Origin of the sequence: uncultured Dysosmobacter sp. (assembly GCF_947631635.1) — a bacterium.
Classification (GTDB): Bacteria; Bacillota; Clostridia; order Oscillospirales; family Oscillospiraceae; genus Oscillibacter.
Genome location: NZ_CANRMB010000008.1, coordinates 14,540 through 38,349, shown reverse-complemented (window position 1 = coordinate 38,349; position 23,810 = coordinate 14,540). Strand labels below are relative to the sequence as shown.

Below are 23,810 nucleotides of genomic sequence, written 5' to 3'. Positions count from 1 at the left end.
GATCGCTCCCCTCTCCTGTTCCGCAGGGGTCAATTCTCTTGAGTTTCCATTGTATCATAAAAGGCAAAACTCGTAAACTCCGCTGTCAAAATAATTTCTCCGTCCACGGCGATCTCCCCCCGCAGCGGCGTGCCGTCATCCCGCCGGAGCCAGACTGTGGAGACGATCTTGCCGTCCTGGGCGCCGCTTTGGTCCACGGTGACCCGCAGGCAGGGCACATCGTTCCATTCCTCCTCATTCTCCTCCAGCAGCCAGCCGTCCCGCAGGGCGTTCATCAGCCGGGGCAGGCACATGGCCGGGCTGATCTCCTCCTGGCTGAGCGTCCCGGCGTTGAGACACAGATCCTCATATTCCAGCCGCCAGTCCGTGTCGTTCAGCACCGCTTTCACCCCGGCGATGGTCTCCGGCGCCAGGACCTCCACGGTGCTCTCCCCGCCCGGGATGTAGCCGCACCGCAGTTCCGCCTCCCACGCAAGCCCCTCCTGGTCGCAGGAGACCAGGGCCTCCATGGTGCAGCCGGTCATATCGTGATAGAGGTCCCGCAAGTTCGCCGCCTCCGCCTCCCCGCTCCCGCCGCAGGCGGTGAGCAGCAGGCACAGGGTCATCATTGGTACGTACTTCAGCAGTTTACGCATCGACGCACCTCCAAATCCAGATAGAAGCGATCCATGGCTCCTATCTGCTGCTATCCCAATATCTCCCAAAATGCCTCCGGCATTTTTCGGATCACGTCCTCCGGCGTCATGCCGTAGGCCGTCAGCGCCTGGGCCGCCAGGTCTCCGGCCCGGCCGTGGAGCCAGACTCCGGCTGCCGCCGCCTGGACCGCTGTGGCTCCCTGGGCCAGCAGGGACGCAATGACGCCCGTCAGCACATCGCCGCTGCCGCCCTTTGCCAATCCGGAGTTCCCGGTGGTGTTCACCAGCACATTTCCCTGCGGTGCGGCGGTCACGGTCCGGTGGCCCTTCAGCACCAGGGTGCAGCCGTGGGTCTTTGCAAAGTCCCCGGCCGCCTGTACCCGGCCCGTCTGGGACAGCTCCCCGCCGATCCGGGCGAATTCTCCGTCATGGGGCGTCAGGATGGTGACCCGGCCCCGCCGCTGGTCCAAGACATCTATATGTCCCGCCAGGGCATTTATGCCGTCGGCGTCCAGGACCACCGGCTTTTCCGTCCGGAGCAAAAGCTCCCGGACCATCCAGGCCGTCTGCTCGTTCCGCCCAAGACCAGGCCCCAGGGCCAGCACGTCACAGGCGGACAGCTTTTCCAAAATGGCGGGCAGGGCTTTCTTCCCCAGATACGAGAGCTTTCCCGGCAGGGGGAACGGCATGGCGGAGACGCACTTTGCCGCCTCCACCGCCCAGATGCCCGCCGGGACCCCCAGATACACCAGTCCGCAGCCGGAGCGGGCCGCCGCCGAGGCCGTGAGATAGGGCGCGCCGGTGTATCCCTCCGCGCCGCCGACGATCAGAAGCTTGCCGAAATCCCCCTTGTGGCCGTCGGTCTTTCGGGGCGGCAGAGCGGTCCTTACAAAATCAGCCTCCACCGTCTGCACCGGGCAGGCCGCCTTCTTGATCAAATCGGCGGGGATGCCGATGTCCCGCACCTCCACCTCGCCGGACAGCAGGAAACCGTCTCCCACCGCCTGGCCGATCTTTTTCGCTGTAAAGGTAACTGTCCTGTCAGCTTTTATCCCGCAGCCCAAAACCCGTCCTGTGTCCGTTTCCACGCCGCTGGCGATATCCGCCGCCACCACCTTGCCCCGGCATTCGTTCACCAGGCGGATGGCAGAGGCAAAGGCGGAATCCGAAGCGATCTCCCGGGAGAGGCCCACGCCGAAGATGGCGTCCACCAGCACATGACAGCTCCTGACCCAGGCGGTCTGGTCCCCGTTCTTTGGGTCAAAAGGCTCCAGCTCCACGCCGCACTCGGAAAGCCGCCGGGTCTCCTCCAGGGCGTCCGGCGTCAGCTTTTCATACGTTCCAACCAGAAAGGCTCTTACCTTTACACCTTTCAAAAACAAAAGGCGTGCCGCGGCGATGCCGTCTCCGCCGTTGTTGCCCGCGCCGCAGAACACCGCCGCCCGGCACTTCCCCGGCCTGTCTGGCAAAAGGTCCAGCGCCGCCTGGGCCACGCCCTCCGCCGCCCGCTCCATCAGGTCAATGGAGGGAATGCCCCGTTTCTCAATGGCCTGCCGGTCCAGTTCCCACATCTGTGCCGCTGTCGCCAATTTCATCGTCCACGCCTCCTGTGTCGTTTTTTCTCATTATAGGGGGAATGCTTCGGTATTGCAATCCGATTTTCCCTTTCTTTTCCCCAAAAATGTGTTATAATCAAATAACTTGAAAAGTGGTAAACCCACTTTTCAAACGTCACAGCGCGTATGCGCTGTAACAGGCCGCGAAAGCGGCCATGATTTGGATTTCATAGTCAATAACCGTGCGCTTCGCGCACAGCGGGCATCGCCCGTTTGAAAAATAGCTTTGCTATTTTTCAAGTTCATTGACTATATCATGATGCTGTGCAACCGAAACTGTACACGCTTTTCTTCAAACGCAACACAAAATCGCTGGAATTGCGTCCGGCACAGCTGTAGAATAGCCCCATCAAATTTTAGGAGGTCTCCCATGGCATTTTCTGAAAATCTGCAATTTATCCGCACCCAGGCGGGTGTTACACAGGAACAGCTGGCGGAGCAGCTGGAAGTCTCCCGCCAATCCGTGAGCAAGTGGGAGGGCGGACAGAGCTTTCCCGAGATGGACACCCTGCTGCGCATCTGCGATCTCTATGACGTGAATCTGGACACCCTGCTGCGGGGCAGCGTGGAGGAGAGCCGGGTCAGCGACACTGCCCAGTACGACGCCTTCATGAACCGTTTCGCCAAGCGGATCGCCGGGGCCGTCGCCGCCATCATCGCAGCCGTGGGCGTGTTCTTCCCCACCTCGGAGCTGTGGGGCGGCAGCACCGCCGAGCTGCTGGCGGGGACGCTATTCATGCTGGTGGTCACGGTCTCCGTAGTCGTTCTGGTAGCCACCGGCATCCAGCACGGGAATTTCCGCAAGCGCTATCCCGTTCTGGCGGATTTCTATACCCAGGCAGAGAAGGACGCCTTCCACCAGAAATTTGTCTGGTACATCGCCGGGGGTGTGGGGGCCATTCTCTTCGGCGTGGTACTGATATTTCTGTTCGCCACCGTCTTTGGAGAGGAAAAGCAGCCCTATGAGACCCTCAGCACCGGCCTTTTTCTGCTGTTGACGGCGGGAGCGGTATACTGCTTTATCTACGGCGGTATCATGGATGACAAGTACAAGATCTGGAAGTACAACCGGGACAACAATCCCACGCCGGAGGCTAAGAAAAAGCTGGACCTCATCGGCGTATGCTGCGCCGTCATCATGCTGGCGGCCACCGCCATCTACGTGGCCCTGGGCCTGGGCTTCGGACGCTGGGGGACGGAATCCGTGTGGCTGTTCGCTGTGGGCGGCATTCTCTGCGGCGCGGTGAGCGTCATTCTGAATCCCTATAAGGGCGAGGACTGAAATTTTCCCCCAGGCCGCCGAAATCGGCGGAATGGGGGATTTTTCTCTTGCATTTCCCGGTTTTCTATGGTATAAGTGGTATTTGATATCAGCGATGAACGGGAAAATAACGAGTTCGCGCCGCCAAGAGAGGACAGGCCACCGGCTGAAAGCCAGTCCGCGGTGTTTCGTTTGGTTCGCCCGGGAGCCGCCATGGAGACATGGCCGGAGGCCCACCGTTACAGGGGCTTCAAGTGCGCGCCGGACAAGGGCGTGAATTTGGGTGGTACCGCGGAAGGCATGCCTTTCGTCCCAACTGTTGGGACGGAGGGCTTTTTTATTGTGTCAGGAGTGAAATCGGATGGCAAAAAAACGATCGACGCTGCCTAAGGAGCTGGACGCTCTGCTGGAGGCCGGGGATATCGAGGGGCTGAAAACCCTCTTTGCCCGGTGCGAGCCCAACGCCTTGACCAGCAGGACCTACGGCTCCAACATCTTCTCCAAAACGCCGCTCCCCCGTGACTTCGCTTTCTGGGCCAGGGAGCAGGGCGCGGATGTGAATTTTGTGGACTACTACGGCAAAACGCCCATTTTCCATCAGGCCGGCTCCTGGCGGGGCGAGGTGCAGCTGCTCATTGATTTGGGCGCGGAGGTCCGGGTAGCCGCGGGCGGCGTCACGCCCCTGCACTATGCTGCCATGTATGGCCGCCCCAAGGCGGCGCAAGCCCTGCTGGACGCCGGGGCGGATGTGGAGGCCCGGCCCGAGGATAAGCTCTTTCACACGCGGCAGTCCCCTCTGGAGATGGCCCTGGAGCAAAACCGCGTGCCCTTTGCCACGCTTTTAGAGGTCTGCGACCTGCTGCTGGAGCGCGGTGGGAAGATCACCGAGGCGGCCCGAAAGTCTGTGGCTGGGATCGGTGAGCAGTTTGAGCGGGTCAAGCCTGGCATCCAAAACCCGGAGTTTCTGGCCCAGCAGACAAAATCATTACAGCGGCTCTACGAGATCTTCGATGTGGCGCCGGCAAAACCGGTGGAGATCCACGACGGGGTCTCCCCCATCGTGATCACGGAGGAGGGGTTTGCCCGGCAGTACCAAAAGCTGTGGGACTATTTGGTGCCGCCCCGCGGCCGGGCCAGGACCGCCCAGGGCGAGGCCATCCGCATCGTGGGCCGGGTCTCCCATGAGATCCTGGACAACGGCGGCATGAACTGGGACAGTGATTTTCCCAAAATGCTGCGGGTCCTGCCGGAGTATTTCAAGCTGGGCAATCCCCTGCCCGAAGAGGCCCTGGCCGACGTGAGCCGCCTGACCCGCGCCCTTCGGAACGGCCGGGGCTGGGACGAGCCGGAAAAACTGTGCGCCTACGCGGTGGCATGGGTGCTGAAAAACCCGGACGTGCTTCCGCTTCTTCCATAGGATTATAACCGATGACCGATAGATACCGTCCAAATATGAAATAAAATCCATCCATAAAAGGAGTTTTAGAAATGAAAGAACAACTGGAAGCCATTCGCAAGAGTGCGCTGGAATCCATCGCCGGCACCCAGGCGGGGGCCGACCTGGAGGCCCTCCGGGTCAAGTACCTGGGCAAAAAGGGCGAGCTGACCGCTGTTTTGAAGCAGATGGGCAGTCTGTCTGCCGAGCTGCGGCCCGTCATGGGCCAGATGGCCAACGAGGTCCGCGCCAGCGTGGAAAAGGCCATCGAGACCCAGTCCGCCATCCTGGCGGAGAAGGCCATGGAGGCCAAGCTGGACATGGAGACCGTGGACGTGACCATTCCCGGCAAAGCTGTGAAGCTGGGCCACAAGCATCCCATGTACCTGGCTCTGGACGAGATCAAGGACATCTTCGTGGGCATGGGCTTCACCGTGCTGGACGGCCCCGAGGTGGAGCTGGCCGAGCTGAACTTCGACCGCCTGAACGCCGAGGAGGGCCATCCCTCCCGGGACTGGTCCGACACCTTTTATTTCGACGAGGACAGCCGGGTGATGCTCCGCAGCCAGACCAGCCCCATGCAGGTCCGGGCCATGGACTCCATGCCCCTGCCCATCCGCATCATCGCCCCCGGCCGGGTGTACCGCAAGGACGAGGTGGACGCCACCCACTCCCCCATGTTCCACCAGGTGGAGGGCATGGCCATCGACAAGGGGATCACCATGGCGGACCTGAAGGGCACCCTGAACACCGTGGTCAAGCAGCTGTACGGTGAGAACACCGTCACCCGCTTCCGCCCCCACCACTTCCCCTTCACCGAGCCCTCCTGTGAGATGGACGTCCAGTGCCACAAGTGCGGCGGCGTGGGCTGCCCCACCTGCAAGGGCGAAGGGTGGATCGAGCTGCTGGGCGCCGGTATGATCCATCCCCGGGTGCTGGAGATGGCCGGCATCGACCCGGAGGTCTACTCCGGCTGGGCCTTCGGCATGGGCTTGGAGCGCACCGCCATGCGCCGGTTCAAGATTGCCGACCTGCGGCTGATCTTTGAAAACGACGTGCGGTTCCTGGAGCAGTTCTGATGTGCCGGGGGCGGCATTCGCACCGTCCCGCTCCCGCAGGGCAAGACACAGGGCGGCAGAGACCGTTGTCTCCACGAATGCAGCACAGGGCGGCGCGCAGAGGCTGCCGTCTCCATGAATGCAGCGCGGGGCGGCGCAGAGGCTGCCGTCTCCATGAATGCAGCGCGGGGCGGCGCAGAGGCTGCCGTCTCCATGAACGCAGCACGGGGCGGCGCAGAGACCGCCCCCTACGACGAAAAACACGACCTGAAACAGAAAGGGTTTTGAATATGAATCTATCTCGTAAATGGCTCAGCGAATTCGTCACCGTTGACGCCAATGACAAGGATTTCTCCGAGGCTATGACGCTGTCCGGCTCCAAGGTGGAGGTCACTGTGGACCTGGGCGCTGAAATCTCCAACGTGGTGGTGGGCCGCATTAAGAAAATGGAGCGCCACCCCGACTCCGACCATATGTGGGTGTGCCAGGTGGATGTGGGCCAGCCAGAACTGGTCCAGATCGTCACCGGGGCCTGGAACATCCACGAGGGGGACCTGGTGCCCGTGGCCCTGCACAAGTCCACCCTGCCCGGCGGCAAGAAGATCGAGAAGGGCAAGCTGCGGGGGGTGCTGTCCAACGGCATGCTCTGCTCCCTGAAGGAGCTGGGCCTGGACGAGCGGGACTTCCCCTATGCCGTCATCGAGGCTGCCGCCCTGCTGAACGACTATCACCCCATCGATCCGGAAAAGCCCTCCATCCCCGCGGATATCAAGCCCGGCGATAAGGTTTTCGGACCGGTGGTAGCCGCTGAGGTCCAGGTGGTGCTCAACGACGGCGGCGGCTACTGGACCATCGCCCTGAACTGGGGCAGCGGCAGCGGCAATGTCCACCAGACCCGGCTTCAAAACGTCCACAAGGGCGATCTGGTGGCTTACAATACCAAAACCGGCATGATCTGCACCCTGGCGGACCTCCACGCCGAACAGCGGGAGTTCCCCCATTGCATCACCGACGGTATTTTCGTCCTCCACGAGGACTGCAAGCCCGGCGACGACATCAAATCTATCACCGGGCTGGACGACCATGTGGTGGAGTTTGAGATCACCCCCAACCGGCCCGACTGCCTGAGCGTCATCGGCCTGGCTCGGGAGGCAGCGGCCACCTTCAACGTCCCCCTGCACCTCCATGAGCCGGTGGTGAAGGGCTGCCCCGAGGACGCGGACAACCCCCTGGCCCGGACTCTGCCTGAACTGCTGGACGTGGAGACCCCCGCCGCCGACCTGGTGCCCCGGTATACCGCCCGGATGGTCCGCAACGTGAAGATCGCCCCCTCCCCCAAGTGGATGCGGGAGCGGCTCCGGGCCATGGGCGTGCGCCCCATCAACAACATCGTGGACATCACCAACTATGTCATGCTGGAATACGGCCAGCCCATGCACGCCTTTGACTACCGCTATGTGAAGGGCGGCAAGATCATCGTCCGCCGGGCGGAGGAGGGTGAAAAGCTCACCACCCTGGATGGCAAGGAGCACACCCTCACCGCGGGCCACCTGGTCATCGCCGACGAGACCCGGGCCGTGGGCCTGGCGGGTATCATGGGCGGATTGAACAGCGAGATTGTGGCCGACACCACCGACGTGGTGTTTGAGTCCGCCTGCTTCGACGGCACCTGCATCCGCAAGGGTGCCCTGGCCCTGGGCATGCGCACCGAGGCCAGCGCCAAGTTTGAAAAGGGCCTGGACCCCCTGAACACCCTGCCCGCCGTCAACCGGGCCTGCGAGCTGGTGGAGCTGCTGGGCGCCGGCGAGGTGCTGGACGGCGTCATCGATATTCTGAACTATGTGCCCCAGCCCACGGTGCTGAAACTGGAGCCGGAGAAGATCAACGCCCTGCTGGGCACCGACGTATCCCGTGAGGAGATGGTCCGCATTCTGGAGAAGCTGGACTTCCAGGTGGACGGCGACCAGGTCACCGTGCCCTCCTGGCGCGGCGACGTGCAGCGGATGGCGGACCTGGCCGAGGAGGTGGCCCGGTTCCACGGCTACAACAACATTCCCTCTACCCTGATCCGGGGCGAGACCACCCGGGGCGGCTACTCCCCCGCCCAGAAGCTGGAGCAGACCCTGGGCAGCGTGTGCCGCGCCTGCGGATATGACGAGATCATCACCTACTCCTTCATCTCCCCCGCCTACTACGACAAGATCCGCTGGCCGGAGGACTTTGTCCGGCGCAAGAGCTTCAAGATCCTGAACCCCCTGGGCGAGGATACCTCCATCATGCGCACCACGGTCCTGCCCTCCATGCTGGAGATCCTGACCAGAAATTACAACTACCGCAACAAGTCCGCCAAGCTGTATGAGGTGGGCCGCGTCTATCTGCCCGGCGGTGAGGACGGTCTGGCCAACGAGGCCAAGGTGCTGTCCATGAGCGCCTATGGCGCGGACATGGACTTCTTCGCCATGAAGGGCGTCGTTGAGGCCCTGCTGACCGAGATCCGGGCCGGGGACGTGCACTTTGAACCCGCCGATCCCACCCTGCCCCAGTACCAGTCCTACCACCCCGGCCGCTGCGCCACCGTGTGGAGCGGCAGCGGCTGCATCGGTGTGTTCGGCCAGATCCATCCCCTGGTGGGCAAGAACTACGGTGTGGACAGCGAGTTCTACTGCGCCGAGCTGAGCTTCGACGCGCTGATGAACGCCCGGGGCGCCGATCCCGAGTACGTGCCCCTGCCCAAATTCCCCGCCGTCACCCGGGACATCGCCGTGGTCTGCGACGAGGCCATCACGGTGGGCGCGCTGGAGGACTGCATCCGCCGCGGCGCCAAGGGCCTGCTGAAGGACGTGTCCCTGTTCGATATCTACCGCGGCAAGGGCGTGGACGCGGGCAAGAAGTCCGTGGCCTTCAACCTCACCCTCCGCTCCGACGACCGCAGCCTCACCGCCCAGGAAGCGGACGAGGATGTCAGGAATATTCTGGAGCTGCTGAAAGACGAGCTGAGCGCCGTTCTGCGCTGAGGCTGACCCGGCACCTCCGTCTGGCCCATGCTGCATGCCCTTTCGGCATGGGCCAGTAAAAATCTTTTGTAAAATTCCCAACGAAAAGCTTTACAGTTTTTAAAAAAGCGAGTATACTATCTTTATATTGCTGTAAGCTGATCCACAGAGAAAGAAAGGTGGTGTCTGTATGGACGATTTTACCCGGAAATTCAGCATTGCGATGGAAAAGGACGCGGAGATTCACCAGATCCTGTCCACTGTCTATCAGGCATTGGAGGAAAAAGGCTATAACCCCATCAACCAGATCGTGGGGTATATTCTCTCTGAGGACCCCACCTATATCACCAATCACAACAACGCGCGGACCCTGATCCGCAAGATCGACCGGGACGAATTATTGCAGGTATTGGTGCGCAAATACCTGGGTCAGTAACAAAAGTTACAATTTGTCATTTTTTCAGACGGCAATTCCGCAGGTCTCAAGTCGGCCTTTTTTAGGGCAAATGCTTGTATCTGCGGAATTTTTTTGCGTTTTTTGTGCACTTTTCAGAGAATTGGCGAATTTTTTCCGCAAATTCTCGAGGTCGTATCATTGACAAAGCGGAAAAATTCTGTTACAATTTGGTTACAATTTTTCAAAGGAGTGTTTCCATGGCAGAATCCAAAGCCGCAAAAGCGGAAGGCTTGATCTACAAGGGCCACCCTCTCCGCCGGGTAGACAATCTGATCTACTACGGGTCGATGGCCGAAAAATATATCATCATGATGCAGGTTCTGGACACCAAGAAGGAGCAGGATCTGGACATGGCCACCAGAGTCTCCGTTCAGTTACAGCTGACCGACTCCAATCTGCGGTCCCGGGACCGTATCATCAAGAAGAGCGAAAAGGAAAGCCTCTACGCGGCAATGGATATCGCCGCCATCTGGCTCAACCGTGCGCTGGCCGGCAAGGAGAAATAAGCGTACTTCCCGTACACAAAAGATCAAACGAAAGGAAGCATCCACTTATGACACACTTCGCAGGAAAAGCAGCAAAGGCTGTTGTCCTCTCTGCTATCACAGTTTTGTTGCTGTCCGCCTCCGCTCTGGCCGCTGAAAGTGAACAGGCCGTTGCCGTGGGCGCCACCACCGGCTCCTCTCTGAGAATGCGTGCGGAGGCCTCTACCTCCGCCTCTGTCGTCACAATGCTGGACAAGAACGTAGCCGTCGCCGTTTTGGACGACACCCTGGACGGCTGGTACGAGGTCAGCTACAACGGCAATCGGGGCTTCGTGTCCGCTGATTTCCTCATCATTGATCGGGACAATGTCTTTGAATCCTATGGCCGCATCAACGGCGACGGCGTGAATGTCCGCTCCGAGGCCTCTACCGACAGCGATAAGCTGGCCGCCCTGGACAGCGGCGAGATCGTCACCGTCACCGAGTTGGTGGACGGCTGGTACGCGGTCACCTGTGAATACGGGACCGAAGGGTACATCCGCAGTGATTTCGTGGATCTGACCTCCTCCAGCTCCAGCTCTGCCGCCAGCGGCATCGTGGACTATGCCAAGCAGTTCCTGGGCACCCGCTATTCCTACGGCGGCTCCTCCCCCAGCGGCTTTGACTGCTCCGGCTTCACGATGTACATCTATAAGCAGTTGGGCTATAACCTGCCCCACACCGCCACCGGCCAGTGGCAGAGCGGCATCGGCACCAGGGTCTACAGCATCAGCGAGCTGCAGCCCGGCGATCTGGTGTTCTTCAACGATCCCAGCCGCAACGCCGGAAAGGCCTGCTCCCACGCCGGTATCTACATCGGCAACGGCCAGCACATCCACGCCTCCTCTTCCCGGAGCAACGGCGTCATCATCAGTGACCTGACCAGCGGTTATTACAACCAGTACTTTGTGGGCGGGATCCACGTCTGAATTTCAATACATAAACGCGGCACGCAATGCGTGCCGCGTTTTTTATACCCGCTTCACTGCGGTCTTTTGCCGGTCTCCCGGTGTATTCACATCTAAATATGGCACACTTATGCTGAAAACCTCCCTGCCAAATCGCTCAAGCAGCACAAACGTGTTTCCGCGCCACTCCGCCTTTGCATACAGGCGGCTGTTCAGCCGGTCTACATATCGAATACCACCGCCGATCATCTCCTGAGAGAAAATGTTCCCCTTTCGGTCCGTAATCTTGAGATACCACCCCTCCCCCACTTCAGCGGAGAGGACCCGATAAACATGTGCGGTCAATCCGGTGCTCTGGGAGCGTTTGGTCAGCTTGTCAATGCGTTCCTCCCGTACAAAACGACTGCTGACGATCTCTTCAAACGCCCGCCTGATCTTTTCAACCGTATTTTCGGGACACTGATTTCGCCGCGCGATATCCAACAAGGCGTTTCTCAAAATTCCCAAAACGACCATCGGCTCCGTATCTTTGTCCGCCTCTTCAATTTGCCGGATCTCCGCTTGTTCCAGATAATAGATCGAGACATGAAACTTTTGATCGCAAATGTATTTTTCTCTCCCTGGAACAAGACCATCCCGGTGGGCACAGACCGTTATTTTTCCGCTTCCATCCAAGGTGACACCTTTGAGCGCCTCCTCGATCATACGGCACAAATAGAAGCTTCTATTGCGCAGGGGCGGCCGGTCCTCTCGCCATTTGCGGCGCAGGTACTCTTGTTTCGTGTACACGGGCAGGTGTTCCTTTTTCTTTTCAGCTTTTTGATCCCCTTCAAGTACAAGTGTATGGAATTTCATCGCAACGACCTCCTGTGCCGCATGGTATGACATGCGGCTTTTTTTGCCCCGCGCTAAAATGACAATCATGCCGGACACGTTTGCAGGCAGGCGGAGCAGCGGCAGCGTCTGCCTGTTTCACAGGTTTCCCCATACTTGCTGCACATGATTTTGGGGAGATACCGCTTGCTATTTCTCCAAGAGCCTGCTATAATTCGCATTTGTGTGAGAAATACAGAAAAAGGATGGAATTTATGGAACTGGAAAGCATGTATGAACAGCTGGGCATCAGCCGGGCCGTGTATGGATTCGGCGAAGCGGTGCTGCGGGACCTGCGGCCCCGGTTTGACGCCATCGACCAGACGGCGGAGTACAACCAGGCCAAGGTCATCGCCGCCATGCAGAAAAACCGGGTGAACGCCACCCACTTTGCCGCCACCACCGGCTACGGCTACGACGACGAGGGCCGGGACAACCTGGAGCGGGTCTACGCCGACGTGTTCCACACCGAGGCCGCCCTGGTCCGCCCTCAGATCACCTGCGGCACCCACGCCCTGACCGTGGCTCTCTCCGCCAACCTGCTGCCGGGGGACGAGCTGCTCTCCCCTGTGGGCGCTCCCTATGACACGCTGGAGGAGGTCATCGGCATCCGGGAGAGCAAATGCTCCTTGAAGGAGTACGGCGTCACCTATGCCCAGGCGGACCTGAAGGCCGACGGCACCTTTGACTATGACGCCATCCGGGCCGCCATCAATGGCCGGACCAAGCTCATCACCATCCAGCGCTCCAAGGGCTATGCCACCCGGCCCTCCTTCTCCGTGGCGCAGATCGGCCAGCTGACCGCCTTCTGCAAGTCCGTAAAGCCGGATGTAAAGGTCATGGTGGACAACTGCTACGGCGAATTCGTGGAGACAATAGAGCCCTCGGACCTGGGCGCCGACATGGTGGTTGGCAGCCTTATCAAGAACCCCGGCGGCGGTCTGGCCCCCATCGGCGGCTATATCTGCGGCACCAGGGAATGCGTGGAGCGCTGCGCCTACCGCCTCTCCGCCCCCGGTCTGGGCCAGGAGGTGGGCGCCAACCTGGGACTGATGCCCGCCTTCTATCAGGGCCTCTTCCTCTCCCCTACGGTGGTCTCCGGCGCTTTGAAGGGGGCCATCTTTGCCGCCAACGTCTATGAAAAGCTGGGCTTCGCCTGCGTCCCCAACGCCGCGGAGGACCGCCACGACATCATCCAGGCCGTGACGCTGGGCAGCCGGGAGGCCATGGTGGCCTTCTGCAAGGGCATCCAGGCCGCCGCTCCGGTGGACAGCTATGTCACCCCCGAGCCCTGGGCCATGCCCGGATATGACTCCGACGTTATCATGGCGGCAGGCGCCTTTGTTCAGGGCAGCTCCATCGAGCTGTCCGCCGACGGTCCCATCCGCCCGCCCTACGCCGTCTACTTCCAGGGTGGCCTGACCTGGTATCACGCCAAGCTGGGCATCCTCATGAGCCTGCAAAAGCTGGTGGAGGCCGGACTGGTGAAGCTCCCCATGTAAAAAATCTCCCTGTGCCGCGGCGCAGGGAGTTCTTTTTTCAGGCGGCATCCTGGAGCCGCCGGTCCATGCGGTCCAGGAAAAAGGCCAGCAGGAACCCGCCCAGGCAGCAGAGGATGGAGAGAAGGACCTCTCCGCCGCTTCTGTACGCCGTGGGAATGATGACCAGCGTGGACGCCAGCACAAAGCCCAGAATGCCGTGGAACGCCACAGCGTAATGGGTCCGGAAGAACCAGGTCACCAGCCGGGCCAGCAGGATGATCGACAGGAACATCCCGGGAAGGCATGCGGACAGCACCAGCAGGTCCAGATTCGCCAGTCCCTCCAGCATGGGCTGGTACAGGCCCAGCGCCATCATCACGGAGGAGGACGTCATGCCGGGGATCACGATGCTCATGCCCCAGAGGACACCGCAGAAATTATACCACCAGAAGTTGGGCTCCACGCAGACGCAGACGATCCGGCTGATGTAAAACAGTCCCCCAAACACGGCCAGCGCGCACAACACAAGGCTCACCCAGGCCGAAGCGCCGCGCCCCTCCTTCCCGGCCTCCCGAAAGAGGGATGGTCCCGTCCCGACGATCAGTCCGATGAACAGCCAGGTGGTCACGGTGCTGGAGCTGTCAATGGCCGCCGCGATCCCCTTGGCAAAGCCCAGAAACCCGGCGCACCAGCCCAGCGCAATGGGCGGGAACCATTTCCAATATTTTTTCACAGCGGTCCGGGGATGGGTCAGAAGCTCCATGAAGGGGCGGTAGATGTCGAACACCACCGCAAGCACGCCGCCGGAGACCCCCGGCAGGATCGCCCCTGCGCCGATCAGCGCACCGCAGAGCAGGTCCCGCAGCCAATGCATCATAAAGTTTTTGCTCCGCGGCCGCCTCATCTGCTGCTCCCTCCACCGGTTTGATCTTATTTATGATAGCAGTTTTGCCCGCCCGTTTCAATCCGATACTGTATCTTTATTTGTAAAAAATGCCGGTGGTTTCCAGCGGATTGTGCATCCTGTCCATATCTCTCCTGCTGTATCTCCGACTTTTTGAGTTGTTTCACCGGTTGACATATTAAGTGATAACGTGTAAACTGCAAAACAGATAACAAACAACTGCATATTGCAAAGACGATGAAGAGAAGAGTACGCAGGCAGATATGTCACAGAGAGCCTCGGTTGGTGGGAAGAGGTACGGAAGGGCTTGCCGAACATGGTCTCGGAGTTGCGTGGCCGACTGCGGAGGCATAGGTTACGACGTGTGCGCACGTCACAGCGCAGGGGTGTGTTGGCACTCTCAAAGGCCGTTTTCGCGAGGAGACGGCGAACCAAGGTGGTACCACGGCGTAAAGTTACGTTCGTCCTTGAAGCATTTGCTTCAAGGACTTTTTTGTTGTCAAAAATCATCCGAAAAGGAGTTACGATCCTGTGAGTGAATCGATCATTCAAATTCAGCATCTGACCAAGACCTTCGGCACCGGCGAGAGCGCCGTCCACGCCCTGGAGGATATCAATCTGGATATCAAGCAGGGTGAGATCTTCGGCATCATCGGCCTGTCCGGCGCGGGTAAGTCCACGCTGGTCCGCTGCATGAACCTGCTGGAGCGCCCCACCTCCGGCAGCGTGACTGTCAACGGCCGCCGCCTGGCCTGGATGGAGCCGGACGGCGATGGGGAAACGCCGGCCTTCGTCAGTGAAAAAGAACTGCGGCTGGCCCGGCGGGAAGTCACCATGATCTTCCAGAGCTTCAACCTGCTGATGCAGCGCACCTGTTTGAAAAACGTCTGCTTCCCCATGGAACTCAGCGGCACCCCTGCCGCCCAGGCGAAAAAGCGGGCGCTGGAGCTGTTGGACATCGTGGGCCTGCGGGACAAGGCGGACGCCTATCCCGCCCAGCTGTCCGGCGGGCAAAAGCAGCGGGTGGCCATCGCCCGCGCCCTGGCCACGGACCCCAAGGTGCTTCTGTGCGACGAGGCCACCTCCGCCCTGGACCCCACCACCACCGCCTCCATCCTGGGCCTTTTGAAGGACCTGAACCAGAAGCTGGGCGTCACCGTGGTGGTCATCACCCACCAGATGAGCGTGATCGAGGAGATCTGCTCCCAGGTCGCCATTCTGGACGGCGGCGTGGTGGCGGAGCAGGGCAATGTGGAGGATATCTTCTCCCATCCCTCCACCGACGCGGCCCGCCGCCTGGTGTATCCCGGCGGCGCCAGCGTGGAGCAGTACCCCGCCGGCACCCGCGCGGTCCGCGTGGCCTTCAACGGCGGGACGGCCTATCAGCCCCTCATCGCCTCCCTCGCCATCGACTGCGGTGTGAAGGTCAACATCCTGGGCGCCGACACCCGCAACATCGACGGCAGGGCCTTCGGCACGATGCTGCTGGGCCTCCCAGACGATCCCAACGAGGCCGCCAAGGCCCTCTCTTACATCCGGGCACAGCCCAACGTTACCGCGGAGGAGGTGGAATACCATGCTTGAGATCTTTACCGCTGATTTCTGGAGCCAATACGGTCCCCTGCTGTGGGACGGCACGGTGGACACCCTCGTCATGGTGGGCATCTCCACGGTGTTCGCCTATATCCTGGGCCTGCCCCTGGGGGTGGCGCTGATCCTGACCCAGGCCCACGGCATCCGTCCCAACCGGGCCGTCAACCGCATCCTGGGCTGGATCATCAATGTGGGCCGCTCCCTTCCCTTCATCATCCTGATGATCGCCATCATGGATTTCACCAAGCTCATCGTGGGCACCAAGATCGGCGTCAGGGGCGCCATCGTTCCCCTGGTGGTGTCCGCCGCCCCCTTCATCGCCCGCATGGTGGAGACCTCCCTGGCGGAGGTGGACGCCGGTGTGGTGGAGGCGGCCCAGTCCATGGGCGCGTCCACCTTCCAGATCGTCTGGAAGGTCTACCTGCCGGAGGCGAAGCCCTCCCTCGTCCTGGGCGGCGCCATCTCCATCGTCACCATCCTGGCCTATACCGCCATCGCCGGTGCCGTGGGCGCGGGCGGCCTGGGCGACCTGGCCATCCGCTACGGCTACCAGCGCAAGGTCCCCTCGATGATGCTGGTGACCATCATCTTCCTCATCGTGCTGGTGCAGGTCATTCAATTCATTTTCAGTCACGTGTCGAACCATATCGACAAGCGCCTGGACCCCACCGCCCGGAGCTTCAAGGGCCTGGACCTGCTCTCCCGCTTCGCCCATACCAAGTAATCCCCTGTGTTTTCATCGCCTGTCTCTGGAATTCCGGCAAGCGTTTTGAAATACCCGAACCATTGGTTCAAAAATCTGAAAGTTTTATTGGAGGAAACAAACATGAAAAAGAAGTACCTGGCCCTGGCACTGGCTCTGGTCCTGTGCCTGTCCCTGGCCGCCTGCGGCGGCAAGAAGGACCCCGCCCCCGCTGAAAATGAAACACCCGCCGAAACCGTCACCCTGAATGTGGCCGCCTCCCCCACCCCCCACGCCGAGATCCTGGAGCAGTGCGTGCCCATCCTGGCCGAGCAGGGCATCGATTTGCAGATCCACGAGTACGGCGACTATGTCATCCCCAACACCGCTGTGGAGGATGGTGACGAGGACGCCAACTACTTCCAGCATATCCCCTACCTGGATAACTTCAATGTCGAGAACGGCACCCACCTGGTGAGCATGGCCGGCGTCCACATCGAGCCCATGGCGATCTATGCCGGTAAGACCGATTCTCTGGACGCACTGGCCGACGGCGCCTCCGTGGCCGTTCCCAACGATGTGACCAACGAGGCCCGCGCCCTGCTGCTGCTGGAATCCCAGGGCCTCATCAAGCTGAAGGAGGGCGCCGGTCTGGAGGCCACGCCCAACGACATCGCGGAGAACCCCAAGAACCTGGTCTTTACCGAGCTGGAGGCCGCCATGGTCCCCACCGTCCTCACCGAGGTGGATATCGCCGTTATCAACTCCAACTTTGCCCTGCAGGCCGGTCTGAACCCCGTGGCGGACTCCCTGGCCATCGAATCCAGCGATTCCCCCTATGTGAACATCCTGGTGGTCAAGGAGGGCAATGAGGAAAACGCCGCCGTCAAAGCCCTGGTGGAAGCCCTGCACTCCGATACCGTCCGCGACTTCATCACCGAGAAGTACGACGGCGCCGTGGTCCCCGCGTTCTAAGACATCGATCTCTGCGATATGCACAAGAGTCCAGGACATGTCCTGGACTCTTTTTTCCGCAAAATTTTCGTCGGATACGGTAGCATTTCCGTAAAGACCGTGTTAAAATGGGAGCGCTGCCCACAGATGTGAGCAAGATCCAAGTCCAACGGAGGGCTGATCCATATGGCGCTGAAGCCGGGAAAAAATTATGAGATCGACATGTGCAGCGGCCGGATTCTGCCGAAGATGCTGCAATTTGCGGTGCCGCTGATGTGCTCCAGCATTTTGCAGCTGCTGTTCAATGCGGCGGATATCATCGTGGTGGGACGCTGGGCCGGGGACAACTCCCTGGCGGCGGTGGGTTCCACCACCTCCCTGATCAATCTGCTGATCAATCTCTTCATCGGCCTGTCCGTGGGCGCCAATATCCTGGCCGCCCGGTTTTACGGCGCCAATGAAAAAGAGGGGCTCCGCCAGACGGTGCACACTGCCATGCTGCTGAGCATCATCAGCGGGTTCTTCCTGACGGCGGTGGGCGTTTTCGGCGCCCGGACCATCCTCATCTGGATGCAGTCCCCCGCCAATGTCCGGGGCCTTGCCACCCTCTATCTCCGCGTCTACTTCCTAGACATGCCCGCCACCATGCTCTACAACTTCGGCGCCGCCCTGCTGCGGGCGGTGGGCGACACCCGGCGGCCCCTGTACTACCTGTCCATCGCCGGTGTGGTGAATGTGGTCCTGAACCTGTTCTTCGTCATCGTCTGCCACCTGGATGTGGCGGGCGTCGCCATTGCCACCGTGGTCTCCCAGTGCATCTCCGCCATCCTGGTGGTCCGGTGCATGATGCGGGAGCAGGGCGCGGTGCACCTGGAGCTGCGGGAGCTGCGCATCTGGAAGGTCCGGCTGAAGCAGATCCTGCAGGTGGGCCTTCCCGCCGGGTTCCAGGGCATGCTGTTCTCCCTGTCCAATGTGGTCATCCAGTCCTCCATCAACTCCTTTGGAGAGATCATTGTGGCCGGAAACTCCGCCGCGGCCAACATCGAGAATTTTATCTACGCCTCCATGAACGCCTTCTATCAGGCCAACGTCTCCTTTACCAGTCAGAACTACGGCGCCGGACGCTATGACCGCATCCGCCCCATCCTCCTGCGGGCGCAGGGATGCGTCGTTGTCCTCGGCATCATGCTGGGCGGAGCGGCCACCCTGTTCGGCCCCCAGCTGCTGCAGATCTACTCCAAGAGCCCCGCGGTCATCAGCGCCGGGATGTCCCGCGTTTGGATCCTCTTTCCCCTCTATGCCATCTGCGGCATGATGGATGTGATGGTGGGCTCCCTGCGGGGATTGGGCTATTCCGTGATGCCCATGCTGGTCTCTCTGATGGGGGCCTGCGTCTTTCGGCTGGTCTGGATCGCCACGATCTTCCAGAGCCCGGCGTTCCACACGATCCAGACGGTCTATTGGTCCTATCCCCTCTCCTGGACCGTTACATTTCTGACCCATCTGATCTGCTATTTCTGGGCCATGCGGCGCTTAAAACAGCATCTGGAAACAAATCAAACGCTGCGCACCAATTGAGGTGCGCAGCGTTTTTCTCCATGCTCACAGACTCACAGGCCCAGCCACAGCTTGATGGTCAGCACCGCGCAGCCGCCCAGCATCAGTGCCAGGGCGCCTGTGCCCCACAGCAGGCTGTAACTCACAGCCTCCTTGTCCCGGTTCCGGACGGCCGCGGCGGATGCAAAGGTCCACACCGCCACCGCCGCAAAGGCGATGACTGCAATATCCGCTATCAACTGCTGTCCAATGGCAGAGAGCGCCAAATACAGCAAAAATCCCACGCCGGAGACCCCTGCTCCGATGCTGATCTGTCTGGTGGTCTGGAACAGCGGTCCCTTTTTCTTGTCGTTCATATTCCGGTCTCCTCAAATCAAAATACCAATTTGATATCGTTCATTTATTTGAAAAATTGAATGGATTTTTCAAGCAGGCGATGCCCACTGTGCGAAAAACGCGCAGCGATTGACGATGAAATGCAAAGCAAGGCCGCGGTCCGCGGCCTGTCACAGCGGATGTACGCGCTGCACGGCGCTCCCGGGCTTAGTATCCATTGACCATAATATCCAGTACCCTTCCCGCCACGGTGCCGGCCACAGAATTTCCGCCGCCGCCGTTTTCCACCATCACCACAAAGGCGTAGGGCGCGTCCTCATTCCGCAGAAAGCCCGCGAACCAGGCGTGGGGCGCCTGCCCCTCCCCCACCTCGGCGGTGCCGGATTTGGCGCAGATGTCCATGTTGGGGAATCGTTTAGTGCCATAGGTCTTTTCCACATTGGCGGCCATCAGGTCCGCCAGGGTCTCTGCCGTGCCGCCGGACACCAGGGTCCCGGTCTTTCGGGGCAGGTGCGGCAGGGACGGCAGCCCCAGTGCGGAGACGGTCTTTTGGATCAAATACGGCTCCGCTGCCCTGCCGCCGCTGGCAATGGCCCCCATGTACACCATCAGGGCGCAGGGATTCACCAGATCCCTGTACTGGCCCACGCCGGCCCAGCCCAGCGCCCCGTCGGAGACAGATCCCCAGTCAAAGGTCCCTTTGGCGGTGGGCAGGCCGTCCAGGTCATAGCTGTCCGTCAGTCCCGCTTTCTCCGTATACTTTTTCAGGGTATCCGCGCCCAGCTCCACGGCGATTTGGGCAAAGGCCACGTTGCAGGAGTTGGCAAAGGCGTCGCCGATGTGCTGTTCCCCGTGGGTGCCGGAGCACACGATGGTTTCCTCCCCGATCTGGATGGAGCCGTCACAGGTCCAGGTCCGCTCCTCCAAATCCGGGAGATTTTCCAGAGCCGCCGCCAGCGTCACGGTCTTATAGACGGAGCCGGGCGTAAAGGTGGAGGAGAGGAAGCGGTTCAGGTAAGCGCCCTTGTAGCGGTCGTTGCTCTCGATGTCGGCGGGCACATGCAGGGGATCATAGCTGGGAGCCGAGACCATGCACAGGACCTCTCCGGTCTTATAGTTATACACCGCCACCGTCCCCGCGTGGCCGTTCAGGGCCTGGTATGCCTCGTAGTTGTACCGGGCATCGATGGTCAGATACAGCTGGCTGCCCCGGTCCGCGCCGAAGGCGCCGTTCAGCAGGCTGTATCCCGTCAGCTTGTCGGCAAAGGCGTTCAGCGCCCCGGTGCCGATGCTGCCCTGGAGGTCGCCCACCGCGTGCAGCGTGGCCTTCCGGACCGTCTCGCTGTCGTAATAGGTGCGTTTTCCGTTCTCTGCTGTGGACAGCACATCGCCGTCCCGGTCCAGCACCGTGCCGGTGGACAGCACGCCGTCGCTGTTATAGAGGTGGCGGTTGAAGGCGGAGGACGCCCAGTCCCCACCGCTGGTCAGATACTTCACCAGAAATACCCCCAGCCCCGCCGCCAGCAGCAGCGCCAAAATGCTGCACACGATGGCCCGGCGTTCAATCTTCTTCATCCCTGGCCTCCTTTTCCGAGCCGAAGGGGTCCCTCACCGGCTCTGTCCGGCAACGGGCCGCCTCGGTCAGCTTCCGCTGGGAGCTTCGCCGGATGGCAAAGCTGGCGTTCTCCCGGGTATCCGTGGCCTTTAGAAAGGCCAGCAGGCCCCAGGCGGACATCATGGCCGAGCCGCCGTTGGAAACAAAGGGGAAGGTCACGCCTGTGAGAGGCAGCAGGTCCACGGAGCCAAACACGTTCAGGCAGGTCTGGAACACCAGCAGAGACCCCGCCGCGCAGGCGGCGATGGTGTAAAAGCTGGACCGCCCCACCCGGCAGGTCCGAACCGTGAAAAAGGCCAGGGTGATGATGGCGGCCACCGCCAATACCGCGATCAGCAGCCCCCACTCCTCGCACAGCATGCCGAACACCAGATCGGTGTCCGCCGCCGGGACCCGATGGAGCCAGCCGTTTCCGGCTCCCATGCCCAGCAGGCCGCCGGAGGCCGCCGCCGACATGGTGCGGGTCTGCTGGTAGCCGGTGGTGGAGGCGCTCTCCCAGGCGTGGCCCCAGGAGGCAAAACGGCTCAAAATGTAGGGTTTGAATTTTACGATGATGCCCGCGCCGAACACCGCCGCGCCGCAGATCAGGGACAGGGTGGCAAAATCACCGGAGCGCAGATAGGCGATGACCAGGAAGGTGACAAAAAAGATCGCCGCCGTTCCGAAGTCGCTCATAAGGCCCAGACACCCGATACAAACGCCGGTCAGCAGGATGAACAGCGTCAGGTTCCGCCGGTGGAACAGGCGCTCCAGCGTGGCGGAGCCGGCAAAGATATAGCAGATCTTGGCGATCTCCGACGGCTGGAAGGACAAAGGACCAATGGCGATCCAGTTGACGGCTCCGTATTTGGATTGGCCGATCACCAGCGTGATGCCCAGCAGTCCGATGGCCATGGCGGCCATGAGCCAGCGGTTCTTCTGCACCCGGCCCAGGTCCCGCAGGAACAGGCCCAGCACCAGAAACAGGACTAGGCCCAGCAGGACCGCCAGGAACTGCTTGAAAAGGCTGGCCGGCGCGCTGGAGGCCGTCACCGCCAGGCACAGTGTGGAGAGGAAAAAGGCGATGGTCTCCATCTCAAAGCCCACGCACCGGGTGCACCGCAGGATGACCACATACAGCCACATCAAAACCGTCAAGCCCAGAAACGCCAGGGGGATGGACGGGGACACCTCCTCCCCCGCCGCCACGATCAGCTGCAGACAGGTCAGGACCTGGAACACCGTCAGCCACAGAAAGGACGGCCAGATGGCGGCGGGCCGTTCCGCCCGGCGCTTTTCCTCCAGTTCCTCCCGCTCCGTCACCGTCTGCGGCAGGAACACCAGGGGAACGCCTCCCAGGGTGATGGTGTCCCCCAGCTTCACCGGGGCGGAATACTCCACCTTCTCCCCGTTCACCAGAGTCCCGCCCTTGGAGCCCAGGTCGTAGACGATCCAGTTTTCATCCTCTCCCCGGCACAGCGCTGCGTGCTGCCGGGAGATGCTGGGATAGCTCAAACAGACGTCGGCGGTCCTTCCCCGGCCGATGATGTTCTCCCAGTGCGTCAGCAGGATCGGCGCGCCGTTGGGCAGGCTCAGCTGGCCCCAGATCTCCGGCGTGTGGGGGATCTTCAAAAGCGAACGCACCGCCCGGAATAGGATCAGCACCGCCAGCACCGGGAAGAGAAAGCGGACAAAGGCCGTGTACCACTCGCCTGCCATCGGGTGCTCCGCCAGCAGGGCCGCCGCCTGATCCAGAAGTTTCCGGATGGGAGCTGTCAGCTGTTCCATATCGTCCGCCTCCTTTTTTAAATATGGGTTTTAGTATATCACTTTTCCGTTCTTCTGTACAGAGGTCCCATGTTTTCAAAAATTACCCTGGCACAATTCTTTTCAAATTTTTCATTTTCTCTTGACCTTCTGTTAAAAATCCATTAAAATGTTCTACTGTACATGAAATTTACCAGGCGGCATTTTCGGCCGCTTCAACGTATGTCCCTATCCACTTTACGAAAGGCCGATCAACGATATGAAACATCCCTACAAGACGCGTGAGGGCGGCGCCACAGTGACGATCTTTGTTCCCTATGACTGCAAAAACCACTGCCCCTTCTGCATCAACAAAGGCGAGTACGCGGACCTGACGGGCTTCTCCGCGGAGAAGATCTGCAAGAGCATCGAGCGGATGGACGCCATCACTCCCTACTGTGATTTTGTATTTACCGGCGGCGAACCCTTTGCCAATCTGGAATCCCTCCAGATGATGCTGGACAAGATCCCCACCACCCACAAGGTCTATATCAACACCACCCTTCCCGTGTCCGAGCACCAGTCCGAGGCGGACATTCTGGCGTTTGTGGAGAAGAATAAGCACAAGATCACCTGCATCAACGTGTCCCGCCACATGCAGAAATACGTGGTGGAGTCCAACGACGGTCTGCTGGCCCGCCTGCCGGTGCCCTTCCGGGTGAACTGCGTGCTGTACAAGGATTATCCCGCCGAGAGCCTGGTCCCCTTTATGGAGCGGTTCCATAAGATCCCCGGCGCCTCCATCCAGTTCCGCTTTGACTACACCGCTACCACCTCGGAAAACCTCTATGAGGAAAAGGGCGACAAGATCCTGCAGGACCTGAAAAAGATCGCCCGCTACACGGGCCTCGACGGCTGCCGGATGCGCTGCGGCTTCCACTTTGACTACAAGGGCATGGAGCTGACCTACCACAAGACCCTGCCCTACTCCACCATTGAGGAAACGGACCCCGCCGACGGCGTGACCTATGACATCCTGTATGATATCCTGATCAAGCAGAACGGTGACATCCATTCCGACTGGACTGGCGTTCTTCTGGATGTGGACGCCTATGAAAAGGTCATTTTTGAGCCCTATGATTTGAAATGGCTGGAGCGCATTGCATAAATATCTAAAAACCGGCGGATGCCTCCGCCGGTTTT

At 60.6% G+C, this 23,810-nt stretch carries 21 protein-coding genes and 1 other annotated feature; of the genes, 14 read left to right on the top strand and 7 right to left on the bottom strand.

Annotated features, from left to right (window positions below; genetic code table 11):
- Positions 1 to 29: 29 nt before the first annotated feature.
- Positions 30 to 635, bottom strand: coding sequence for a hypothetical protein (locus tag Q0Z71_RS05975; RefSeq protein ID WP_298019586.1), 606 nt, complete (start codon positions 633 to 635; stop codon positions 30 to 32).
- 50 nt (positions 636 to 685) lie between these two features.
- Complete coding sequence (locus Q0Z71_RS05970; protein WP_298019584.1) at positions 686 to 2,230, bottom strand: NAD(P)H-hydrate dehydratase; 1,545 nt, start codon at positions 2,228 to 2,230, stop codon at positions 686 to 688.
- Positions 2,231 to 2,621: 391 nt separating this feature from the next.
- On the opposite strand from Q0Z71_RS05970, the gene Q0Z71_RS05965 reads away from it, so the two are divergent.
- The 8 genes from Q0Z71_RS05965 (at position 2,622) to Q0Z71_RS05930 (ending at position 10,908) form a co-directional block, all read left to right on the top strand.
- Positions 2,622 to 3,533, top strand: coding sequence for a helix-turn-helix domain-containing protein (locus Q0Z71_RS05965; RefSeq protein WP_298019582.1), 912 nt, complete (start codon positions 2,622 to 2,624; stop codon positions 3,531 to 3,533).
- Positions 3,534 to 3,873: 340 nt separating this feature from the next.
- Positions 3,874 to 4,929 (top strand): ankyrin repeat domain-containing protein, encoded by a 1,056-nt coding sequence (locus tag Q0Z71_RS05960; RefSeq protein WP_298019580.1) that lies wholly within the window; start codon positions 3,874 to 3,876, stop codon positions 4,927 to 4,929.
- Positions 4,930 to 5,000: 71 nt separating this feature from the next.
- Positions 5,001 to 6,026: a phenylalanine--tRNA ligase subunit alpha gene (gene pheS / locus Q0Z71_RS05955; RefSeq protein WP_298019578.1), complete on the top strand. Its 1,026-nt coding sequence runs from the start codon at positions 5,001 to 5,003 to the stop codon at positions 6,024 to 6,026.
- Positions 6,027 to 6,140: 114 nt separating this feature from the next.
- A complete protein-coding gene (locus Q0Z71_RS05950; protein WP_298019576.1) occupies positions 6,141 to 6,293 on the top strand; it encodes a hypothetical protein in 153 nt (50 codons plus the stop codon).
- Positions 6,294 to 6,295: 2 nt separating this feature from the next.
- Positions 6,296 to 9,019 carry a phenylalanine--tRNA ligase subunit beta gene (gene pheT / locus Q0Z71_RS05945; protein WP_298019574.1) on the top strand — a complete coding sequence of 908 codons (2,724 nt, stop codon included), beginning with the start codon at positions 6,296 to 6,298 and terminating at the stop codon, positions 9,017 to 9,019.
- A 169-nt stretch (positions 9,020 to 9,188) separates the two neighbouring features.
- A complete protein-coding gene (locus tag Q0Z71_RS05940; protein WP_022290582.1) occupies positions 9,189 to 9,434 on the top strand; it encodes an IreB family regulatory phosphoprotein in 246 nt (81 codons plus the stop codon).
- 218 nt (positions 9,435 to 9,652) lie between these two features.
- On the top strand, positions 9,653 to 9,961 hold the full coding sequence (locus Q0Z71_RS05935) for a hypothetical protein (RefSeq protein WP_298019572.1): 309 nt from the start codon (positions 9,653 to 9,655) through the stop codon (positions 9,959 to 9,961).
- A 47-nt stretch (positions 9,962 to 10,008) separates the two neighbouring features.
- A complete protein-coding gene (locus Q0Z71_RS05930; RefSeq protein WP_298019570.1) occupies positions 10,009 to 10,908 on the top strand; it encodes an SH3 domain-containing C40 family peptidase in 900 nt (299 codons plus the stop codon).
- Positions 10,909 to 10,950: 42 nt separating this feature from the next.
- On the opposite strand, the gene Q0Z71_RS05925 is transcribed toward Q0Z71_RS05930, so the two are convergent.
- The gene (locus Q0Z71_RS05925) at positions 10,951 to 11,742 is read right to left on the bottom strand and encodes a hypothetical protein (protein ID WP_298019568.1); all 792 of its coding nucleotides are present in this window, start codon (positions 11,740 to 11,742) and stop codon (positions 10,951 to 10,953) included.
- A gap of 224 nt (positions 11,743 to 11,966) precedes the next feature.
- On the opposite strand from Q0Z71_RS05925, the gene Q0Z71_RS05920 reads away from it, so the two are divergent.
- Positions 11,967 to 13,262 (top strand): methionine gamma-lyase family protein, encoded by a 1,296-nt coding sequence (locus tag Q0Z71_RS05920; RefSeq protein ID WP_363316686.1) that lies wholly within the window; start codon positions 11,967 to 11,969, stop codon positions 13,260 to 13,262.
- Between the two features lie 37 nt (positions 13,263 to 13,299).
- Here the strand turns inward: Q0Z71_RS05920 and Q0Z71_RS05915 are convergent, their stop codons facing one another.
- Complete coding sequence (locus Q0Z71_RS05915; RefSeq protein WP_298019564.1) at positions 13,300 to 14,118, bottom strand: DUF368 domain-containing protein; 819 nt, start codon at positions 14,116 to 14,118, stop codon at positions 13,300 to 13,302.
- A gap of 255 nt (positions 14,119 to 14,373) precedes the next feature.
- Positions 14,374 to 14,617: a binding site (T-box leader), on the top strand.
- A gap of 71 nt (positions 14,618 to 14,688) precedes the next feature.
- Here Q0Z71_RS05915 and Q0Z71_RS05910 point away from each other — a divergent pair.
- The 4 genes from Q0Z71_RS05910 (at position 14,689) to Q0Z71_RS05895 (ending at position 18,952) form a co-directional block, all read left to right on the top strand.
- A complete protein-coding gene (locus Q0Z71_RS05910) occupies positions 14,689 to 15,729 on the top strand; it encodes a methionine ABC transporter ATP-binding protein (RefSeq protein ID WP_298019727.1) in 1,041 nt (346 codons plus the stop codon).
- A complete protein-coding gene (locus Q0Z71_RS05905; protein WP_298019562.1) occupies positions 15,722 to 16,462 on the top strand; it encodes a methionine ABC transporter permease in 741 nt (246 codons plus the stop codon). The genes Q0Z71_RS05910 and Q0Z71_RS05905 overlap by 8 nt, the downstream gene beginning before the upstream one ends.
- 102 nt (positions 16,463 to 16,564) lie before the next feature.
- Positions 16,565 to 17,395, top strand: a complete 831-nt coding sequence (locus Q0Z71_RS05900; RefSeq protein ID WP_298019560.1) for a MetQ/NlpA family ABC transporter substrate-binding protein — start codon at positions 16,565 to 16,567, stop codon at positions 17,393 to 17,395.
- 165 nt (positions 17,396 to 17,560) lie between these two features.
- A complete protein-coding gene (locus Q0Z71_RS05895) occupies positions 17,561 to 18,952 on the top strand; it encodes an MATE family efflux transporter (RefSeq protein ID WP_298019558.1) in 1,392 nt (463 codons plus the stop codon).
- A gap of 32 nt (positions 18,953 to 18,984) precedes the next feature.
- Here Q0Z71_RS05895 and Q0Z71_RS05890 read toward each other — a convergent pair whose 3' ends face one another.
- From Q0Z71_RS05890 to Q0Z71_RS05880, 3 genes are all read right to left on the bottom strand, one after another.
- Positions 18,985 to 19,287: a hypothetical protein gene (locus Q0Z71_RS05890; RefSeq protein WP_298019556.1), complete on the bottom strand. Its 303-nt coding sequence runs from the start codon at positions 19,285 to 19,287 to the stop codon at positions 18,985 to 18,987.
- A gap of 187 nt (positions 19,288 to 19,474) precedes the next feature.
- Positions 19,475 to 20,842, bottom strand: a complete 1,368-nt coding sequence (locus Q0Z71_RS05885) for a penicillin-binding transpeptidase domain-containing protein (RefSeq protein ID WP_298019554.1) — start codon at positions 20,840 to 20,842, stop codon at positions 19,475 to 19,477.
- Entirely contained in the window at positions 20,829 to 22,649 is a 1,821-nt protein-coding gene (locus tag Q0Z71_RS05880; protein ID WP_298019552.1) for an FtsW/RodA/SpoVE family cell cycle protein, read from the bottom strand. The genes Q0Z71_RS05885 and Q0Z71_RS05880 overlap by 14 nt, the downstream gene beginning before the upstream one ends.
- 238 nt (positions 22,650 to 22,887) lie before the next feature.
- Here Q0Z71_RS05880 and Q0Z71_RS05875 point away from each other — a divergent pair, with 238 nt between their 5' ends.
- Positions 22,888 to 23,775 (top strand): 4Fe-4S cluster-binding domain-containing protein, encoded by an 888-nt coding sequence (locus Q0Z71_RS05875; protein WP_298019550.1) that lies wholly within the window; start codon positions 22,888 to 22,890, stop codon positions 23,773 to 23,775.
- The last annotated feature ends 35 nt before the right edge of the window (positions 23,776 to 23,810 follow it).

What these genes read in the sequence shown, in the direction of transcription:
- Q0Z71_RS05930 (WP_298019570.1), top strand. Translation starts at nt 10,009, where the DNA reads ATGACACACTTCGCAGGAAAAGCAGCAAAGGCTGTTGTCCTCTCTGCT.
- Q0Z71_RS05950 (WP_298019576.1), top strand. Translation starts at nt 6,141, where the DNA reads ATGAATGCAGCGCGGGGCGGCGCAGAGGCTGCCGTCTCCATGAATGCA.
- Q0Z71_RS05965 (WP_298019582.1), top strand. Translation starts at nt 2,622, where the DNA reads ATGGCATTTTCTGAAAATCTGCAATTTATCCGCACCCAGGCGGGTGTT.
- Q0Z71_RS05940 (WP_022290582.1), top strand. Translation starts at nt 9,189, where the DNA reads ATGGACGATTTTACCCGGAAATTCAGCATTGCGATGGAAAAGGACGCG.
- Q0Z71_RS05970 (WP_298019584.1), bottom strand. Translation starts at nt 2,230, where the DNA reads ATGAAATTGGCGACAGCGGCACAGATGTGGGAACTGGACCGGCAGGCC.
- Q0Z71_RS05975 (WP_298019586.1), bottom strand. Translation starts at nt 635, where the DNA reads ATGCGTAAACTGCTGAAGTACGTACCAATGATGACCCTGTGCCTGCTG.
- Q0Z71_RS05890 (WP_298019556.1), bottom strand. Translation starts at nt 19,287, where the DNA reads ATGAACGACAAGAAAAAGGGACCGCTGTTCCAGACCACCAGACAGATC.
- Q0Z71_RS05925 (WP_298019568.1), bottom strand. Translation starts at nt 11,742, where the DNA reads ATGAAATTCCATACACTTGTACTTGAAGGGGATCAAAAAGCTGAAAAG.
- Q0Z71_RS05885 (WP_298019554.1), bottom strand. Translation starts at nt 20,842, where the DNA reads ATGAAGAAGATTGAACGCCGGGCCATCGTGTGCAGCATTTTGGCGCTG.
- Q0Z71_RS05905 (WP_298019562.1), top strand. Translation starts at nt 15,722, where the DNA reads ATGCTTGAGATCTTTACCGCTGATTTCTGGAGCCAATACGGTCCCCTG.
- Q0Z71_RS05880 (WP_298019552.1), bottom strand. Translation starts at nt 22,649, where the DNA reads ATGGAACAGCTGACAGCTCCCATCCGGAAACTTCTGGATCAGGCGGCG.
- Q0Z71_RS05915 (WP_298019564.1), bottom strand. Translation starts at nt 14,118, where the DNA reads ATGATGCATTGGCTGCGGGACCTGCTCTGCGGTGCGCTGATCGGCGCA.
- Q0Z71_RS05875 (WP_298019550.1), top strand. Translation starts at nt 22,888, where the DNA reads ATGAAACATCCCTACAAGACGCGTGAGGGCGGCGCCACAGTGACGATC.
- Q0Z71_RS05935 (WP_298019572.1), top strand. Translation starts at nt 9,653, where the DNA reads ATGGCAGAATCCAAAGCCGCAAAAGCGGAAGGCTTGATCTACAAGGGC.
- Q0Z71_RS05960 (WP_298019580.1), top strand. Translation starts at nt 3,874, where the DNA reads ATGGCAAAAAAACGATCGACGCTGCCTAAGGAGCTGGACGCTCTGCTG.
- Q0Z71_RS05895 (WP_298019558.1), top strand. Translation starts at nt 17,561, where the DNA reads ATGGCGCTGAAGCCGGGAAAAAATTATGAGATCGACATGTGCAGCGGC.
- pheS (WP_298019578.1), top strand. Translation starts at nt 5,001, where the DNA reads ATGAAAGAACAACTGGAAGCCATTCGCAAGAGTGCGCTGGAATCCATC.
- Q0Z71_RS05900 (WP_298019560.1), top strand. Translation starts at nt 16,565, where the DNA reads ATGAAAAAGAAGTACCTGGCCCTGGCACTGGCTCTGGTCCTGTGCCTG.
- pheT (WP_298019574.1), top strand. Translation starts at nt 6,296, where the DNA reads ATGAATCTATCTCGTAAATGGCTCAGCGAATTCGTCACCGTTGACGCC.
- Q0Z71_RS05920 (WP_363316686.1), top strand. Translation starts at nt 11,967, where the DNA reads ATGGAATTTATGGAACTGGAAAGCATGTATGAACAGCTGGGCATCAGC.